General features: G+C 60.5%; 19 protein-coding genes. 6 read left to right on the forward strand and 13 right to left on the reverse strand.

Annotated features, from left to right (window positions below):
* Nucleotides 1-37: 37 nt before the first annotated feature.
* Complete coding sequence (locus DPM12_RS09100; protein WP_112257998.1) at nucleotides 38-451, reverse strand: VOC family protein; 414 nt, start codon at nucleotides 449-451, stop codon at nucleotides 38-40.
* A 94-nt stretch (nucleotides 452-545) separates the two neighbouring features.
* Between DPM12_RS09100 and DPM12_RS24105 the strand changes: the two genes are divergently transcribed.
* The gene (locus DPM12_RS24105; RefSeq protein ID WP_112257999.1) at nucleotides 546-1,145 is read left to right on the forward strand and encodes a TetR/AcrR family transcriptional regulator; all 600 of its coding nucleotides are present in this window, start codon (nucleotides 546-548) and stop codon (nucleotides 1,143-1,145) included.
* Nucleotides 1,146-1,159: 14 nt separating this feature from the next.
* Here DPM12_RS24105 and DPM12_RS09110 read toward each other — a convergent pair whose 3' ends face one another.
* Nucleotides 1,160-1,987 carry a carbohydrate kinase family protein gene (locus DPM12_RS09110; RefSeq protein ID WP_123788603.1) on the reverse strand — a complete coding sequence of 276 codons (828 nt, stop codon included), beginning with the start codon at nucleotides 1,985-1,987 and terminating at the stop codon, nucleotides 1,160-1,162.
* Between the two features lie 127 nt (nucleotides 1,988-2,114).
* Here DPM12_RS09110 and DPM12_RS09115 point away from each other — a divergent pair, with 127 nt between their 5' ends.
* Together DPM12_RS09115 and DPM12_RS09120 are read left to right on the forward strand one after the other, a co-directional pair.
* Nucleotides 2,115-2,882, forward strand: a complete 768-nt coding sequence (locus tag DPM12_RS09115; protein ID WP_112258001.1) for a maleylpyruvate isomerase family mycothiol-dependent enzyme — start codon at nucleotides 2,115-2,117, stop codon at nucleotides 2,880-2,882.
* 60 nt (nucleotides 2,883-2,942) lie between these two features.
* The gene (locus DPM12_RS09120; RefSeq protein ID WP_211658717.1) at nucleotides 2,943-4,127 is read left to right on the forward strand and encodes a winged helix DNA-binding domain-containing protein; all 1,185 of its coding nucleotides are present in this window, start codon (nucleotides 2,943-2,945) and stop codon (nucleotides 4,125-4,127) included.
* A gap of 103 nt (nucleotides 4,128-4,230) precedes the next feature.
* On the opposite strand, the gene DPM12_RS23150 is transcribed toward DPM12_RS09120, so the two are convergent.
* Complete coding sequence (locus DPM12_RS23150) at nucleotides 4,231-4,374, reverse strand: hypothetical protein (protein WP_158542831.1); 144 nt, start codon at nucleotides 4,372-4,374, stop codon at nucleotides 4,231-4,233.
* Between the two features lie 115 nt (nucleotides 4,375-4,489).
* Here DPM12_RS23150 and DPM12_RS09125 point away from each other — a divergent pair, with 115 nt between their 5' ends.
* Complete coding sequence (locus DPM12_RS09125) at nucleotides 4,490-5,137, forward strand: hypothetical protein (RefSeq protein WP_123788604.1); 648 nt, start codon at nucleotides 4,490-4,492, stop codon at nucleotides 5,135-5,137.
* A gap of 95 nt (nucleotides 5,138-5,232) precedes the next feature.
* Here DPM12_RS09125 and DPM12_RS09130 read toward each other — a convergent pair whose 3' ends face one another.
* From DPM12_RS09130 to DPM12_RS09165, 8 genes are all read right to left on the reverse strand, one after another.
* Nucleotides 5,233-6,321, reverse strand: coding sequence for an ABC transporter ATP-binding protein (locus tag DPM12_RS09130; RefSeq protein WP_158542832.1), 1,089 nt, complete (start codon nucleotides 6,319-6,321; stop codon nucleotides 5,233-5,235).
* 32 nt (nucleotides 6,322-6,353) lie between these two features.
* Nucleotides 6,354-7,163 (reverse strand): ABC transporter permease, encoded by an 810-nt coding sequence (locus DPM12_RS09135; protein ID WP_112258004.1) that lies wholly within the window; start codon nucleotides 7,161-7,163, stop codon nucleotides 6,354-6,356.
* Nucleotides 7,160-8,035, reverse strand: a complete 876-nt coding sequence (locus DPM12_RS09140) for an ABC transporter permease (protein ID WP_112258005.1) — start codon at nucleotides 8,033-8,035, stop codon at nucleotides 7,160-7,162. The genes DPM12_RS09135 and DPM12_RS09140 overlap by 4 nt, the downstream gene beginning before the upstream one ends.
* Before the next feature lie 15 nt (nucleotides 8,036-8,050).
* Nucleotides 8,051-9,205 (reverse strand): ABC transporter substrate-binding protein, encoded by a 1,155-nt coding sequence (locus DPM12_RS09145; protein ID WP_112258006.1) that lies wholly within the window; start codon nucleotides 9,203-9,205, stop codon nucleotides 8,051-8,053.
* Nucleotides 9,206-9,643: 438 nt separating this feature from the next.
* Nucleotides 9,644-9,958: an L-rhamnose mutarotase gene (locus DPM12_RS09150; protein ID WP_112258007.1), complete on the reverse strand. Its 315-nt coding sequence runs from the start codon at nucleotides 9,956-9,958 to the stop codon at nucleotides 9,644-9,646.
* A 2-nt stretch (nucleotides 9,959-9,960) separates the two neighbouring features.
* Nucleotides 9,961-10,854: an amidohydrolase family protein gene (locus DPM12_RS09155; RefSeq protein WP_112258008.1), complete on the reverse strand. Its 894-nt coding sequence runs from the start codon at nucleotides 10,852-10,854 to the stop codon at nucleotides 9,961-9,963.
* Entirely contained in the window at nucleotides 10,854-11,645 is a 792-nt protein-coding gene (locus tag DPM12_RS09160) for an SDR family NAD(P)-dependent oxidoreductase (protein WP_112258009.1), read from the reverse strand. The genes DPM12_RS09155 and DPM12_RS09160 overlap by 1 nt, the downstream gene beginning before the upstream one ends.
* A 33-nt stretch (nucleotides 11,646-11,678) precedes the next feature.
* Nucleotides 11,679-12,482: an SDR family NAD(P)-dependent oxidoreductase gene (locus DPM12_RS09165; protein WP_112258010.1), complete on the reverse strand. Its 804-nt coding sequence runs from the start codon at nucleotides 12,480-12,482 to the stop codon at nucleotides 11,679-11,681.
* A gap of 411 nt (nucleotides 12,483-12,893) precedes the next feature.
* Here DPM12_RS09165 and DPM12_RS09170 point away from each other — a divergent pair, with 411 nt between their 5' ends.
* Nucleotides 12,894-13,631 (forward strand): IclR family transcriptional regulator, encoded by a 738-nt coding sequence (locus DPM12_RS09170; protein WP_342778765.1) that lies wholly within the window; start codon nucleotides 12,894-12,896, stop codon nucleotides 13,629-13,631.
* Nucleotides 13,632-14,424: 793 nt separating this feature from the next.
* The gene (locus DPM12_RS24275; protein WP_112258012.1) at nucleotides 14,425-14,661 is read left to right on the forward strand and encodes a GntR family transcriptional regulator; all 237 of its coding nucleotides are present in this window, start codon (nucleotides 14,425-14,427) and stop codon (nucleotides 14,659-14,661) included.
* A gap of 670 nt (nucleotides 14,662-15,331) precedes the next feature.
* Here the strand turns inward: DPM12_RS24275 and DPM12_RS09180 are convergent.
* Together DPM12_RS09180 and DPM12_RS09185 are read right to left on the reverse strand one after the other, a co-directional pair.
* On the reverse strand, nucleotides 15,332-16,261 hold the full coding sequence (locus DPM12_RS09180; RefSeq protein WP_112258013.1) for a hypothetical protein: 930 nt from the start codon (nucleotides 16,259-16,261) through the stop codon (nucleotides 15,332-15,334).
* 55 nt (nucleotides 16,262-16,316) lie between these two features.
* Entirely contained in the window at nucleotides 16,317-17,132 is an 816-nt protein-coding gene (locus DPM12_RS09185) for an aminoglycoside 3'-phosphotransferase (RefSeq protein WP_211658719.1), read from the reverse strand.
* Nucleotides 17,133-17,244: the final 112 nt, after the last annotated feature.

A 17,244-nucleotide genomic window follows, 5' to 3' on the forward strand; every position in this document is an offset into this window, starting at 1 on the left:
GTCCACAGTCTGCTCGTCTACGGGGCAGACGATGGCGTCATTGCTGGAAGTATTGCGCAAACTCGCCTGACGGCGGGACCTCGGTGATGATATCGACGAGTACGCCTGACGGATCAGCGACGATGAAATGGCGCTGGCCGAACTCCTCGGTCCGCAATGGAAGCACCTCAGCCAATCCCGCACCGTCGACCAACTTACGGTGCTCGGCATCGACATCCTCGACTTCGAAGTTCAACAGCAGACCAGCAACAGGCTGGCGATATGCCTCCGGAAGTGTCGGATGGCCTGCATCCAGCACCGCCAGCTCGTATGACGGATCGCCGCTGCGGCGCAGGCTCACGTACCAGCCGGCATCGAAGACGATCTCGAAGTCGAAGTGACGCGTGTAGAAGTCCCGGGTCTCCGTGACCCTCGACGTGCAGATGACCGGATAGAAACTGGACAGTTTCATGGCTCTCCTCAGCATGAGATTAACATACCGTCGGTATGTATCTGGTCAAACACTAGACGCATACCGTTGGTACGTCAACTAGTACGATCGCACCATGCCTCCGCACACGCGCCCTCGCACCAAAGCAGAACAGCGTGAAGAAACGACGCAGAACCTCGTCGAACACGCCCGCGAGCTCTTTGCCACCTACGGCTACGCCAAGGTCAGCCTCAGTCAGATCGTGACGGCAGCGGGCGTCACCAAGGGAGCTCTCTACCACCACTTCGCAGGCAAGGAGGACCTCTTCCAGGCCGTCCTCACCCAGGTCCACCAGGAGGTAGCAGACCGTGTGGCGTCAGCGGCCCCAGACGCTGACCTGTGGACGCAGTTCATCGCTGGATGTCGGGCATTCCTGACTGCCAGCACCGAGCCACGGATTCAGCAGATCATGCTGGTCGACGCACCGTCGGTGCTCGGATGGGGGGTCTGGCGCGAAATCGACGCCTCCACGTCAAGGCAACATCTCGAGGAGATCGTCACGCAGCTGATCGAACAGGATCTGATCAGCAAGCAACCCGTCGCACCGCTCGTTCATTTGCTGTCCGGGGCCATGAACGAGGCGGCGCTGTGGCTTACGACGTCGACCACTCGCGCACACGACGTCGAGGCGACGATGGCGGCCTTGACGAATTTGCTCAAGTCGCTGCGGACGTAGGCGTGGGCTGGCCACTAACCGACGTTGCACAGCATTCGCAACGCCGCGCGTGCAAAGCGCTCACCGTCGGCCGTCGGCCTGGCTACCTCGACAGCGCCTTCGGAGATGGGCTGTAGGCACCCCATCAGCCGCAACACCCGATGCGTCTCCAGCGCGGCGTCCACCGCGTCCCACGTAGTCGGCGCCGCACCGTCATCCTTCACCCACCCCAGCGCATCCAGGAGTTCGGCAAGGCGAGCGGCAAGTCCACGCTTGCTGCCGGACGCCACGAGACCGAGAAGGGCCAAGCCAGCCTCGTAGGAAAGCGGATGAGCTGATTCCGCAGGGAGGCTTCGCGCGAGATGCCACCACAGCCCGATTGGACGCGAGCACAACCATCGCCCACGTGGTGTGGCGACCAGCTTCCGGCCGACCCGTTCCGCCAGCCCGGTCGCCGCAGCAGACACGCGCAGCTCGTGGATGAGCGCGGCGCTGTCCTCGTGGCTATTCCTGCGTTGTTCGTCAGCAAGACCGATCTCGTTGATCCCCGCACGAATGTGCACGGGTGGAAGCCGCCCAACGAGGGTCAGTGTCACGCCTGCCGGCTCCAATCGCCGCAGCAGCCAGACATAGCGCCGAACCATTCGACGAGCCGTCCACACGTCGAGCTGAACCGGCTCGTCGGACGTTGCCGCGTCGAGTAGCTGGCGAAGCGCCGAGTGGGGATGCACGACGCGTCTCGATCCAGCTAGCGTGGCCGCGGCCTGGGGCCGTTCCGGACACGAGAACGGGGCCGCGCCGGACTGTGCGGAAGTTTCATTGATCCATTCATAAATTTTGCCCTGGCGTCCAACCACAGCCATGGAGACACGTTACTCAGCGAACAGCGTTCGACTCAGGCAAACCCGGAAACTGCCTCGTCGCAGATTCCCTCAGTGTCGGGCACTCCGCGCGAAGCCGGTTGTCAGTACCTTCCCTTACGCTGTCGGCATGCCAACACAGCTAGATCTCGGCCAGCACATCACCGCACTGGCCGAGAGCGGAGCCCTGCTGCGAAGCGTCGCCGGCGAGATCGCTCTCGACGCACCGGTGCCTACGTGCCCGAGCTGGAGGGTTGCGGACCTCGTCACACACCAAGGAATGGTCCATCGCTGGGCGGCGGCCAACCTTCGCGGCGAAGACGATCACCAGCCCGCGAGTTCGCAAGAGGCAGCTGCGGCCGCGTCCGACCTGCTCGCCTGGTACGACGACGGCCTCGACGATCTCCTCACCACACTGCGCGAGACGCCCGACGACGCGAACGCAATGGTGTTCTTAAAAGATGCGCCCGCCCCGAAACAGTTCTGGGCGCGCCGGCAAGCACACGAGACAACCATGCACGGCGTCGATGCCATCTCGGCTGCTCTCGGCAGGTCGCCGCAGACGGTCGACGTCACCATCCCGGCCGAGCTGGCCTCCGATGGGATCGATGAACTGCTGTGCGGTTTCGTTCCCCGCCGCAAAGGGAAGCTGCGATCGTCCGAACCATTCACCGTCGTGGTCCGCACGTCGGATACCGGCCACGCATGGACCCTGCACGTCAGCGACGCTCCTGTTGTCACCACAGTCGGCGCCTCAACCGCCGCAGATGCCACCTTGAGCGGCACCGCCGTGCAGCTTTACCTCGGCTTGTGGAATCGCGGCGACGAGATCGTGGCCGACGGCCGCCTAGACGTGCTCGACCAATGGCGCTCTCACGTCCAAGTTCGCTGGGGTTGACGCCCGTATGCAACATCGATCCAACCCGTACGGGCAATCTATCGTGCAGGGACCATCGACATGATGCGAGTCAGCAGCCAGCAACGACGCGATCGGCTGATGCGGCGTCATTGCCTCGCCCCGGAGTCGACGGCACCTTCGCCGCAGGCAAGCGCGTCGTCCATCGTCGCGCTACACGCGACCGATCCCGCCACCGTGTATCTTTCCGTGCTGGCTCGCTGCCCCGAAGCGTCCCTCGCGGATGTCTCGTCGGCGCTGTATGAAGACGTCACGCTGGTGAAGATGATCGGCATGCGGCGCACCATGTTCGTCGTGCCGACCGAATTCGCGCCGATCATGCACAGCGCCGCGGGCGTGGAGATCGCGGCGCGCCTGCGCCGGCGGCTCGTCAAGCAGCTCAGCACAACGCCCACCGATCCCCCGCTGGGCACTGATATCGAGTCCTGGCTGGCCGATGTGGAAGACGGCGCCGAGAAAGCGCTACTCGCGCGCGGCCCGGCATTCGCCAGTGAGCTGTCGGAAGACGAGCCGCGCCTACGAACAGCCCTGCTACCCACGACGAACAAGGCATGGGACGTCAAGCAGAACATCACCAGCCACGTGCTGACATTGCTGGGTGCCGAGGGCCGGCTCGTGCGCGGACGCCCTGGTGGGTCATGGGTGTCGCGCATGCACCGGTGGGTACCCTCCCGCCAGATCTGGCCCGAGGGCATGCCTCACGTCGATCAGGACGTCGCTCGTACACGCCTGGCGCAGGCGTGGCTTCGGGCATTCGGTCCGGCAAGCGTCGACGATCTGCGCTGGTGGACAGGCTGGTCGCAAGGAACGGTCCGCCGGGTCGTCGCCGAGCTCGATGTCATCGATGTCGAGCTCGATGGGCTCGACGGGATCATGCTCGCCGACGACACCGAGCCGGAGGAACCGCTAGCGCCCGCGGCGGCGCTTCTACCTGCGCTGGATTCGACGCCGATGGGCTGGAAACACCGTGACTTCTTTCTCGGTAATCATGGCCAGCAGCTCTTCGACCGTAATGGGAACATCGGGCCCACAGTGTGGTGGCACGGGCGCATTGTGGGTGGCTGGGGCATGCGCGGGCCGGAGATCGTCTGGCGGCTACTCGAGGACGTCGGCGTCGAGGGTGAGACGGCGGTCACCAGCGCCGCAGAGCGGCTGCAAGAAAGGCTGGAAGGAACGCCGGTCACACCAACGTTCCGGACGCCACTCGAACGTGATCTTTCTGCGTGAACGTCCCACCTTATTCAAGATCATAGAATTTGGCTGACGAATCTATATTTTCAAAATGAGCCACCATCAGTTATGATGGCAATGTGCCTCGTAAGCGGAGCGGTCATCTCTCCGCATCACCACGCGTGTCGCCCCGCCGGTAGGGCCAGTCGGCGGGGCGATACACCTGATTGGACCCTTCGAAACCACCAGTCTCGATTTCGACGAAACCTCCGTGACGGGCCATGACGAAATGGTCCTCAGGCATGCACAAATCATCAAGATCAACGCGATTCGGTTGCGATCCGTCAACCATGCTGACGGCCGCCCACGCGCGGGGTACGGTGCCAATACGTACCGGGGAGCGGGTGGAGGAGATCAACATGATTGCGAGCTACCCAGCCAACCCCATGTCTATCGAGCTGACATTCGGGCATCGCCGTTTCTGGTGGCAGGACAACGACAATCCACCACCACATCACGTCGACGTCTCCGCTGATGTCTGGGAGTACATCGAATGTCCCCCAGAACTCCGGCACGTCGGTGACCTGACCCTGGCCATAGCTGACCTCGAATACCCGTCGAGCGAGCTGGATTCGGTTTCGGTCGGCGAACATGCCATGATGTTCTTGACCCAACGAGGCGTCAGCCCAGACGGTACGCTACATCCCGATCTTGACGATCTGATCAGCCCTGGACCGCCACGCGCGATCGTGCTGCGCTGGGTCGAGCTGTCCTCTTACTGGCGAGGACGCGGCGTCGGCCCGGGACTCGTGGCCGCGGCACTGACAACCTTCAAGAAGTCGGCACGACTCGGATTGTGTCACCTCACGGCCGCCGACATCGAAGAGTACTATCCGGATCGCAGCGACGCCGAGGAGATGGTCGAGCATCTCGCGACGCTGCTGAAGAGCCTCGGGTTCATTCCCTGGGGCGACGCCTACGTCATCGACCTCCGGAACGATTCCCTCACCCAGGCCAGGCGGCGCACCATCGAACGCTTCGAACGGTATTTCAGCGACTTCAATTGACAGCACCGGCCGAGCGTGCCGTCTAAAGCACACATTGCGACCGCGCCACCGTGATCCGCCGGCATGGCAAACACGACCACATCAGCCTAAACATCTCATGCGCCCGCATCTTTCAAGGCCACGCCCGCCGTCTCATTCCAGGAGACACCGACACATTCGCCCGGCTTGACGACCTTTTCCGAGAGCGCGCGCACGTCACCTATCTCCGTCCCTACGACGACCTCGGTACGGTGCCCCAGGAACGTCGACGTTCGCACCGGACCCACCAATACTCCTTGCGCAGGCGGCACTAGGCTTACCTCTTCTGGCCGGAGCAAGAGTCGGCCATGTGTTCCCGCTACCGCATCGGCACACCTTGCGCTTATCACACTCCCAGCGACCTCAACCACCACCTTCTCGCCCCTTCTCTCCTTGAATAGGGCCGGCAGCAGCGATCCCGTCCCAATAAACTGTGCCGCGAACAACGAGGACGGTTGCTGATAGAGCGTATGTGGATCGGCCAACTGCTCGACACAACCGTCACGCATCAGGGCGATCGAATCCGACATGCTAAGTGCCTCTTCCTGATCATGCGTCACCAGCAAGAACGTTGTTCCCGTGGCCGCGTGGATGCGTAGCAGTTGTTCACGCATCATCAGCCGAACATGCCGATCAAGCGCCGCCATCGGTTCATCCAACAGGAGCAGTCTCGGCCGGTTGATCAGCGCTCGTGCAAGTGCCACGCGTTGGGCTTGCCCGCCGCTGAGCTCACTCGGCATTCGATCCCCCAGGCCGTCAAGCTCCACCAACCGCAGTGCCTCGTTCACCTCCTCCACCAGCGCCGACCTCTTCCGCCGGCCCGACCGTTGCACACGGGGCCCGAACGCGATGTTGTCTGCCACAGTCAGATGTGGGAACAGCGCATAGGTTTGGAAGACCAGATTGAACGGCCGACGCTCAGGAGCCGTTCCGCGTATCGACTTCCCATCAAGGACGATGTCGCCACTCGTAGGTCGCTCCAAGCCGGCGATGATTCTCAGTAGTGTCGTTTTCCCGCATCCACTCGGACCCAGAAGACTGAAAAACGCACCTTCCGGTATATCTAATGAGACGTTATCGATAGCTGATACGTATCCGAACTGTTTGGTAAGGCCCTTGATCTCAACCAGGGACTTGAGTACGCCACCCGATTCATGCTCAGCCATCTCGTGATCGTATTTATCACTCTGTATCATTCTCACTCCCGACTCCGGGCCGAAACCAACACGCTTCCCGCCCCAAACGACCTTTTCATGACCAGAGCGGAAAGCCCCAGCGCTATCCATGGGATAAGTAATAGAACTGTTGCCACCGCGTTCACCGACGGATCGACGGTTCGTCGCAGCTTCGAAAGCACATATACGGTCAATGTCGGATCGTTACCAGAGACAAAATTCGTTATGTATATCTCATCGAACGACAGACCGAACGTGAGAAGCGCCGCTCCACCAACAGCAGGAAGTATCACCGGTATCGTCACCCTGCGCAGCGTCTGAGCCGGCGTCGCACCGAGGTCCCGCGCAGCGTGCTCGAGTTGCATATCAAAACCTCGCAAGCGTGCGCCGACGACGATGAGCACATAAGGAATGATGAAGATCACATGACCAGCGACGATCGTCGCCAGAGACAAGGATATCTCCAGTGCCGCAATCGTGGTCAGAAGTGATACCCCAATCAAAAGCGGAGGCAGCATGATTGGAAGTCGTGAAACCGCCGCGACCGGTGCCAGCCACCACCGTCGCTGTCGCTCAAGAATAATTGCGCCCAATCCGCCCACGACAGTCGCGATAGCTGTGCTCGTCACCGCAGCCTTTATGCTCATCATAAACGCACCACGGAAGCCGCTGTCATTGAATATAGCATCAAACCAGCGGAGCGAAATTCCGTCTATCGGCCACGTGAGACCGGCGCCCGAATTGAATGCAAAAAGCACCACCAATAGCACCGGAAGATAAAGGAATCCCATCAAGAATATCGCAACGAGCGTCAATGTCGGCGGTCTCTTCATGTACTTGCACCTCCCCCGCGTTTCGGGAGAATCCCCACGCCGCGCATGGCAACTCGCACGATGATATAAACGACTATAAAGGCGCCAATCATCACGAACGACAAAGCGCTACCCAACGGACGATTTCCCGTAAGTCTCAGCTGATCTGATATCGCCGTACCAAACGTAGACGAGTCCGCCCCGCCGAGTATTAGCGGCGTCAAATAGTCACCTGCACTGAGCATGAACGTCAACGTAATCGCGCCGAGTAGCGCGGGACCGGCGAGAGGCAACGTTACGCGCCCAAAAACAATGATCGGACGAGCGCCCAGATCGCGCGCAACGGCCCGCAGCTGCGGCGAAATCCCAACGAGCCCGGCGAACATGACGAGCGTCGTGAACGGTAGCAAAAAATTGACCTGTGCGACGACTATGCTGAACCGAGAGAACAGAAGGAAGTCCGGAGCGCCGGACTCGCTGCCCAAACTTCGCAGTATGCTGGAGAGCATTCCCTCTTGGCCGAATAAAGTACGCCAAGCATACGTCCGCGCCAAGTAACTGGCGAGCATGGATATGACGACGAGAACGATAAGTACTGCCCGTTGTCGCGGTTGGCGCTGGACGATGAAGTATGCAAGTGCGAACCCACTACAGACAGCCAATATTGTGGTTGGGACGGCAATCTTGGCCGTGTTGGCCATCAAGTCGCGATAGCTTTGATCAGTAACCGCTAATACATAGTTATCTAAACTGAAAGCGCGGATGATCTCAAGGTTTTCGAACTCAAAGAATGACAGTACGAAAAACAGGCCAGCCGGAATTATGATGGTGGCGACGAGAACTGCGGCAAGTGGCGCAACTGCTGCGAGCGCGGCGCGGCGCGAGTAGAACATAATTGTCCACCGATTCTAGGCAGCCTTCACTTCATCCCAAGCGGCCAATGCCTCATCGAAGGTCACGTAGTCGCTTTCCGAACGTGGCAGCCCAGTTGGGAACACGACGTTGTCAAACAGCGAATCGAGATCGTCATAAGGCAGGATCTCGCGCGTTTCCGGCGCAAGCGAATCAACGAGCGACGGGACGCTGACGCCACCCGCGAACGAATCGAACGCCTGAGCTGCGGCACGCCCTTCAGAAAGCATTTGACACCATTCCAAGGCGGTAGAACGATTATCCGCGTTCGGTGGAATGAACATGGCGTCGTTGAATCCCAAGCCACCTTCTTTCGGAATGACTGTCTTGCAGCGCTCATTCTGCTCTTGAATGAACAGATCGGAAGCGCTCCAGCCAAGATAGACTGCGTCGACTTCACCGCTTGCCAGGAGATTGATGTAATCACCGACTGCCGAGGCAAACGTTCGCACCTGTCCAAGTAGCTCAATCAGCCATTCTTTGACATGCTCCAGTTCATCATGCGTAAGCGCGTCCGGGTCGTACCCGAGAATGATTGAAGCAAGAAGAATATTTTGCTGAGGATCGTCCAGCATCGTCACGCGCCCGGTGAGCGTGGGATCGAAAAGTGCTTCCCAGCTGTCCGGCTCGTCCATGCGATCCGGAGCGTAGATCAAGCCCAGGACGCCCCAAGACCAAGGCACGCAATTGAACGTCCCATCTTCGTTCTTGTAAGGCGCCTGGTCGAACTGCGGATAGAGGTTGTCCAGCGCTGGCACCTCTTCGGGTGTGATGGGAGAGAGGATTCCTAGTTCCTTGTAATAATTTATGTAGGCCTGATTGACCGAGCTGACGTCTATCCCCTCTCCTGCTGGCGAGGCGATCCGTGCCTGAACGTCGTCCTGGATGCCAATATAGTTCGCCTTGACCGTGACACCGTTCTCTTTCCGCCATTCAGCAGTGGCGTCAGGTGCGTCGTAGCCTTCCCAGGTGTAGAGATTCAACTCGCCGCCGACCTCGTTGTCCGAGAGATCCTCGGTATCGTCGTTGCATCCTAGGAGAAGGGACGCCAGTCCCGCCCCTGTCGCGGCAAGTGCGGTCCGACGTGTCAACGGCTGACCGATCATACCGTCATAGACCGTTCTCGTTTCTCGCTTAAATTCTGCACCCATGTCCGCTCTGCTTTCCTGTCTCGATTATTGGCGATTACTTCACGCTGCTGACTACCGTCGTTTGAGGCGTCGACGGAATCTTGGACGCGCGTGGCGTCGTGACCGTTAGTGTCAGAATTCGTCCCGGCCCTCCGCCTCGGCCGATTCGATAGGAACCTGCAATAGTGTGACGGTGATGCCGTTCGGACCACGGCGGGAGCGGGCTCATCTATCCGCGCTCCCACTCGTGAATCCGAACGGCATGGAGAAGGTGTGGCAGTACGCGATCCCGCAGCCGTTGGAAGATTGGCGTGTAGCCGCCGGACGTTAAGCAGGGACGGCCGTTGCGATACTGTAAATCTCCATCTCCACGAGCGCTGCAGGAGATTCGATCAGGGGATCAGGTCGAGCGCACCGTACGGTCGGCCATAGTGAAACAGGCGTATAATTGTGGCTGTGTCATAGCGACCAGACCTCCGTGAGTTGTTCTGGCCACCCGGTTTCCGGATCGGCGTTGGGAAACGTGAGAATGTCCGATAGCTCCTGTTCCCAACGCTCGGCGATAGGATCGGAATTGTACTCCGCTACGAGCCGCTCATAGTCCTCGACCGCGATGTGGCCGAAGACGGTATCGCCCCACAGATAAATTGAGTATGACCGTACGCCAGCCTTCCGAAGTAATGCTTCAATCTCCGGCCAAACAGTCTTGTGGCGCCGCACGTATTCGTCCGCCTTGCCTGGACGCACCTTGTAAACGTGACCGATATATTGCATGTTTAGGAATCCTCCAAACTGAAGATTCGTGTAGCGTTTCCATAGAACAAGGCTTGCTGTTCGCGAGGCGTGAGTTCGGCGGCGAGTTCCTCATACGTGTCGAGTACGTCACCGTATGAGCTATACAGCCGATCGACGGGCCAGTTGGTGCCAAAAAAGCATCGTTCAACGCCGAATGCTTCGATGCATTCAGTGAACCATGGTCGAAGTGACTGCGCCGTGAACCAGTGATCCGACATCCCTAAACCGGAAATTTTCATCACGACATTTTCCGCTCGTGCAAGCTCTCGAATTCCGGCACGCCATGCGTTGAAATCTGCCTGCTCCGGCACCCGGGGGTTCCCACCCGATCCCGGGTATGCGGCGTGATCGATACAGAGCGTCACACCGGGGAAGTCTTCCGCCAAGGCACGTGCGGCTGGCATCTCTTCGATCAAGGGATCGTCGCAGCAGACCAATCCCTCGAGGAGTCCGTACCCGCGTCGCCACGCCTCGTTGGTGAGATAGTCGTCCCACCGCAGATCTCGAATTCCGCGGAAGTTGGGATACTGGCGATGACGCTCAATGGTTTCCTCGGCGTCGGGCTGCGCAAGATCCGCATAGCCGATGATGCCGTCCGGCATCGCCAGACGGTCAACAAATCCTTGAAGCCACCGCGTCTCGTCCACGGGATCTGCCGTTCCGATAGCGGCCTGTACATGCACCACCTTGCTAACGTTTTGAAATCGTGTTTCGGCAAGGAAGTCGTCCGCCCAATACCGTTGCGCGCGCATAGCACCGTCGGGTCCCACTACCGGATCGACCTCCGCCTCAGGCTCGAGCCATTCGTACCGGAGATCGGGGTGGGCCATGTCGTAGAAATGAACATGTGTGTCCACAAAGGGAAGAGATGCCATCAGTTCACCCCCGGGGTAGCGCCAAGATGTGCTCCGCCGTCGACATCCAGACTCACGCCTGTGAGAAAGCTGGCCGAGTCGGAGATGAAGAAGAGCACGGCGTCGGTTACGTCTGTTTCTGTCGCGTTCCGTCCCAACGGATTTGTTTGTGCCGCGGCACGGATAATGTCATCAGATGATTGCGTTCCGTCAGCGGTCTTCTGCCGCACGACCTCCTGCCCCATTCCCGTCGTGGGGCAGCCGACAGGACAGACGCAGTTGACGGTGACAGCATCTGCCGCAAACTCTGCTGCGAGTGCTTCGGTCACCCCGACGAGCCCGAACTTTGATGCCGTATAAGGAAGCAGGCCGGGAAAGCCACGTCTACCGGCATCCGAGCCTATCGCTACGATGCGGCCCCGTTGGCTTTGCCTGAGATCTGTCAGCGCAGCTTGAGCGGTGAAGAACGCACCTTTCAGGTTGACGTCCACGACGCGGTCCCAATCAGTCTCACTGATGTCCGCGCTCGGCCCCATGTGGAATACGCCGGCTGCAATCACGAGAGTGTCGAGACCACCGAGTTCGGCCGAGCACTGCCGAACCGCGTTTTCCGTGTCTACGACGTTGCGGACGTCAGCGGTAAATCCAAGGACATCGGGGCCCAGTTCCTTGGCCGTATCGCGGACATGTTGCTCGTTGATGTCAAGAATCGCTACCTGAGCACCGGACTCGTGGAGCCGACGAGCGATCTCCCTGCCGAAACCTGAGGCGCCGCCAGTGATGAGCGCTTTTCGCCCCGTTGCGATTTCCATAGGCAACTCCTTTGTACAGTGCGGACTATCGCGTTAAACGGAGGTGAACTCGTACGTGGCCGAGGAGTCGAAGTCGAAGGTCGTCGTCAGTCCGCCATCGACTGTGACTTCGGCACCAGACATTCCTGATGCGTCACTAGTGACCAGGAAGCGGACCACCGACGCCACCTGCTCTGGTTGGAGAATCTGCCCGGTGGGAATCCGTCGTTCAAGTGCACTAAGTATGCTGGCGGAGTCCTCGAGAGAGTCCAAGTGCCGGCGGAGAAGTGGAGTGTCGACGGCACCCGGGCATACGGCGTTAATCCTGATACCTTTAGCCGCATATTCCAGCGCGGCCGAGCGTGCAGCGTTGAGCAGTGCAGCCTTGCTGGTGGAATACGCACTGAGTTGATCTTCGGCAAATAGCGAGTTGACGCTACATACGATGGCGATCGAGCCGCGGCCTTGGCTCAACATCGGTGGAATGAAAGCTTGCATGCCGCGAACGGCGCCAAGCACGTTGATGTCAAGCAAGCGTTTCCAGTTCTCGATCGGTGTATCGAGAAATGCGTCCACGACGACGTCGGCCGCACAGCTTACGAAGCAATCTGCGCCGAGAGAATCGAGTGCGGAGGCTCGAGCGGTAGCGGCATCCCACGTGTCACCGATGGATACGTCGCCTTGGACCCAAGTGGACTCGGGGTCGTCAGGCCATGACGGCGGAGGTTCGGCGACGTCGACCCCGATCACCAAGGTACCGACCTGCCGTAGGGCGGATGCGACCGCATTCCCAACGCCCGATGCGGCTCCGGTGACCACCGCCGTTCGCGGTATTCCCGTCGAATCGTCAACCATCATCGCTTCACCCGTTCCTCTCGAGGTTTCGGCGAACCCGCTGTTTCGCCAATGCTTCAGAGGACCGTAACAGGGCTATCGTATCGAGACAAGAACATCATATTATGATAATCGCCCTGGTGTAGAGTTCGTTGGTGATACATGAAGATCAGATACTGATGAGCTTTGTATATGCTGCGACGACAGATACAAGCGCCTCGCCACGACAGACGGCTATGCGGTGTTGCGGGATCTCGAGCCAACGCTTACGAGGTGAGGCGAGGTCGGCTCACGACCGGCGACATGCAGCAGGCCCTCAACCCGATAACCATTCGTCACGTCCAGGCCGCCAGCGCAGACAGGAAGGAGAGAATCTTGAAGCCAGGCAATGACGCTCAGTCGTCGAACGATGAACAATCGAGACCGCGGCCTCGGGTGCAATCAGCGGCCCGAACAGTGGAGATACTGCTTGCCATTGCACAGAGTGAGAGGGGTTTGACGACCAAGGAAATCGGTGAGCAAGTCAACATTGGCCGGCAGGCGGTGTATCACCTCCTGCATACACTGACCACCACAGGGATGGTCACCCGGGTGGACGACAATCGCTTCGTTCTAGGCCTTCGCGTCGGAACGCTGGCGCAAGGCTTCGAACGACAGCTTGCACCGTCGGAGCACCTTGCTCCGTTGGTTCGGGCATTGTCTCGACAAACCGAGGAGACTGCGTACGCGGCGGGATGGCGGTTCGGGGAAATCACAGTTCTTGCCGTCGCGCGTGGCACGAATCCAGTTCAGGCCGCAGAGACACCACAAGGCCACACAGGCAATGCACACGCCCGTGCATCGGGGAAGCTGCTCTTGGCGTTCGCTTCCCGTGCGACTCGGCAGGCCTATCTCGATACCCACCCGCTTGCAGAACTGACGTCGACGACGATCACCGATCCCGCGGAGCTCAACCGAGAACTCGACGCCGTTCGAGCCCAGGGCTATGCGGTCGACAATGAGGAGTTTGCACCGGGCCTCTGCTGCTTGGCCGTGCCGTTCGACGCCGGGCACTCTCCCTTCGTTCTGGCCCTATCCGCTCCAAAGGACCGGTTCTTACAACACTTCAATCGAAACCTATCGATCATGCAGCATCTTGCGGAGCATCGCACGTATCCAGCGCTGGATACGTAACCTCACCGTGACGGCGTCCGGTCACCGCAGCTTCCGCTGCGGCTCTCACCGGGGCCTCCAGGTGCGCTGGTCGCGGAGCCCTCACAGCGCGAAGACATCGGCACGGTCAAGGACGAGCCGGTCGTCGCCCATCGCGCCGACGCTACGAGGCGGCGCACTAGGCGTCCGGTTGGTGAACAGATCTATCTTCGTTCTGTACGGGGTGCCCCTCGACGTCACCCGGCTCTTGCCGTCACAGCCTGATTCTCGTACGAGGTGGTGTGATGGCTCCGCCCGCTATACCTCTCTGGGCCGCCGATCTGTCCCCGACCCGTTCCTCATCCGAGCGGCCACCTGCCGGTCGCGTGGTGTGGCACGACCGGAGAACTCGCGGTGGGCATCTACCATGAGGCCAATCAACCGCTCACATGCCGGCCAGTCTAGGGTCGTTCCTGCGTATGCGCGGTGTCCGAGAAATCCCGTCGTGATCGCCAGACGGGGAACCAGCTGATCGGGCTCGGAATCCAGGAAGAGCCTGACAAACGTCTCGTCCGATCGCACTTCGCCCAGACTGCGGGTGTGACGGTGCCCCCACTCGTGTTCTTGCTCGCACCAGTTCGGACAGGCGTATTCTGGCTGGTCGCTGGCTGGTCTGTGCCCCCTCGTCATAACCGCTTACCGCCCTTGACGAACAGCTGGTAGTTGCTCACACAAATATACATCTCCGCGTCTCGCTTGTCCCATGTTGTCTCATGTCGTCATCAGACAGCCGCAGCACTCATGAGCTGGATGGGGCCGTCTAGCGTGTCTTGCCATGACGGAACTAGATCCTGACCTGCCCGTTACTCTCTGGCGCCAGCTGGCCAACGTACTCCGCGCTCAGATCGAAGCGGGCGAGCTACAAGGGCTGATCCCCTCGGAGCCGACCCTGTGCCAGCGATACGGCGTCAGCAGAGCCACCGTGCGGACAGCAAAGGCCTCCCTCATAGAAGAGGATCTATTGACCGTCGTCAAAGGTCGAGGAACGTTCGTAAAATCTTCTAGAGAGTAAGAAATTTCGACGTATTCACAGAGATCGAGCATCTCCTTCTGCACTGAGTCGATCACAACTGCAATTGATCCACATTGAGTCTGTTTGGAATCTTTATTCTCGCCTGGGTCCAAGCATGGTCATTATAAGTGCGCTGACTTGTCTCCAACTTCCGCCTCCTGGAGAAGCGGTCGTAAGAGTGTATTAGATTCGATAGGACTTGTCACCACACAATCTTCATGGATCTGACCTGGTAAGAATGGGTTCACGTGCGCGAAACGTCCGCCGCATGAACACCACCCAACACCAGGAAGACAATCCAGCGTTCACATGAGTCCTCCGATGTCGCCGAACGACGTCGTTGAGCTTGTCACGAGTTACCGAGACAGGTCCGACCTCGAATGCGGTAGGACGCAGTGCGGGGCAGTTCGTCGCGTCAGCCGACTCGGATTCCAGCGACCACGGCCAGGGCTGCCGAAAGGTCCATGAGCTGATGCTGTGACCAGGATGAGAATGCGCTCATAAACAAGCACAGCCGCCTATATGGCGGGTAAACCTTGAAGGGACCGAACGACACCGACCCGCGAAAGGTCCCGGATGATGCGCCCGATAGCCGCACCCCTCGCCACCTTCGGCAGTGGACTGTCGCTCGACGATGTGACGGCCAACGAGCAACACGTATCCGACGTTGCTACGTCTGGTGCACTTCGTATTCGCCGTGGCTGCCATCCGGAAAGCCGAGCTGACCCGTCGTCGCCGCCTCGGGCTGGGAGTCGCGGTCCCAGTCGAGCACGGCTGCAAACCCCAGGGTCAGATGTCGGGTATCGCGGCGTGCGAGATCACCAGGACCATCGGGGCCACCCACGAGCGACACCGGCATGCTGTCCGCATCGGCCGGCCACCCGTACCGCACGGCCTTGGCAACGTACTCGGCTGGTGCATCCGTGGGCGGCTCAAAGTGGCACAACAGCGTTCCATCCGGCACCGATACGGGATCCTGCGGTTGCCAGTCGCGCAGCTCGTCCGATACCGCGTCACCCGGGTACAGGACGAGCCCGTGCTGAATTCCCGCCTGCCCGAGAACGACGGCGACATACCGGGCAGCGACGTCGTCGACCGTAAGCACGAGGTCGAGACGGACGGCGTCGGACCATCGTTCCCACGGGGCCGCCTGGCGATACTGGTCGGCCAGTGCGAAGAACAGGTACCAGTCATCCTGGTTGGGAAACTCGTCGGGCTGACGGCGTCCTGCCATATGCCCCACGAGCGAGTCGACGATGTCCTCGGCCTCGTTTCCGGGAACGACCTCGACCACGGACGGGACCCTCTGCGCGCCGAACACCTGCTCAAGCCTGGCCCCGACAGCCTCGACATGGTCCTCACCGCACAACAGCTGCTCAGGTGGGACCGGTTCGTGTAGCTCCGTGGCCCTCGTCACCGCCTTCGTCAATGCATCCTGACATGCGTCCTGGCTGGTCGACCCCGCCGACACTCCGTGCATCCGGCCGGTATCCACATCGAGCACGACAGAGGCGATCACCGTCGATTGGCCGCTGATGCGGACCGCGTGAGAGATGTCGCGGACCATCACCATCCACGTTGTGCCGGCGTCTTCACCCATGGGCCGAAGTCTGCCAGACCCCGGTGCCCTGTAACAGCGCCGCCATGGGCTTCTCTCAGGTGATGTCCCAGATCAGACGGTAGAAGGCGATGCGTTCGGGGTCGGGATCGACGCCATACGCGTCATACACGATCTCCTCGTAGCCTGGACCGTAGTTCCACACCGTGCTCCAGGCGGCGACGGCGAGATCCGCCCAACGGTCGGCCACACCGAGCGAACCGAGATCGACGTGGGCGGCGAACGTGCCGTCGTCGTGAAGGAGCGTGTTGGGAGCGCACGCGTCCCCGTGGCAGACGACGGCGACGTCGGTGGGAGGCGGTTCGGCGATGAGCGCGTTCGGGTCGGAGACATCGGGATGCTGGTCCGGATCGAGCCGGTCCACGAGCTGCTCACCGTCGGAGAGGCGCTCGCGCGCACGAGCGAGCCGTTGCTCGACGCTCCAGTCGAACGGGCACTGCTCCACGGGGAGAGTGTCGTGGACCATGCGCAGCCCGCGGCCGACCGCGGTGGCCGCAGACGTCGGATCGACGATCCACTGCGGCGCCACTGCCGATTGGCCCGGAACGGGCAACGTGACCAGCCAGGAACCATCGTCGTCGATACCGTGCTCGATGACCCGTGGCACCGTGATCCAGCGCTGTGCCCAGCTCAGGCGCCGCGCCTCGTCGTCGAGGTTCAGCTCCGGAGTGTCCGGTGGCGCCCACTTGACGTAACGCGTGGCACCGTCGGGCCCACCGTCCAGGCGGAAGGTCAGGCCACCGAGCTCGTTCTCCCAGACCGGCGTGATCGTGTCGTCACCGGCGAGCTTGACGACGATCTCTGGCACGGCGACCGAAGCGTCGGGGAATCCGGAGATGACTGGGCGACTCACCGTACCGATCATCGCCGACGGACGTTCCGGACGCGAACACCACAACCGATCCCCATCATCTCCCCTCGTCACTAACTCTCACGTCTGGCGGAACTCCTGAAACCGGAACTCG

The organism is Phytoactinopolyspora halophila, from assembly GCF_003287285.1.
Taxonomy (GTDB): Bacteria; Actinomycetota; Actinomycetes; order Jiangellales; family Jiangellaceae; genus Phytoactinopolyspora_A; species Phytoactinopolyspora_A halophila.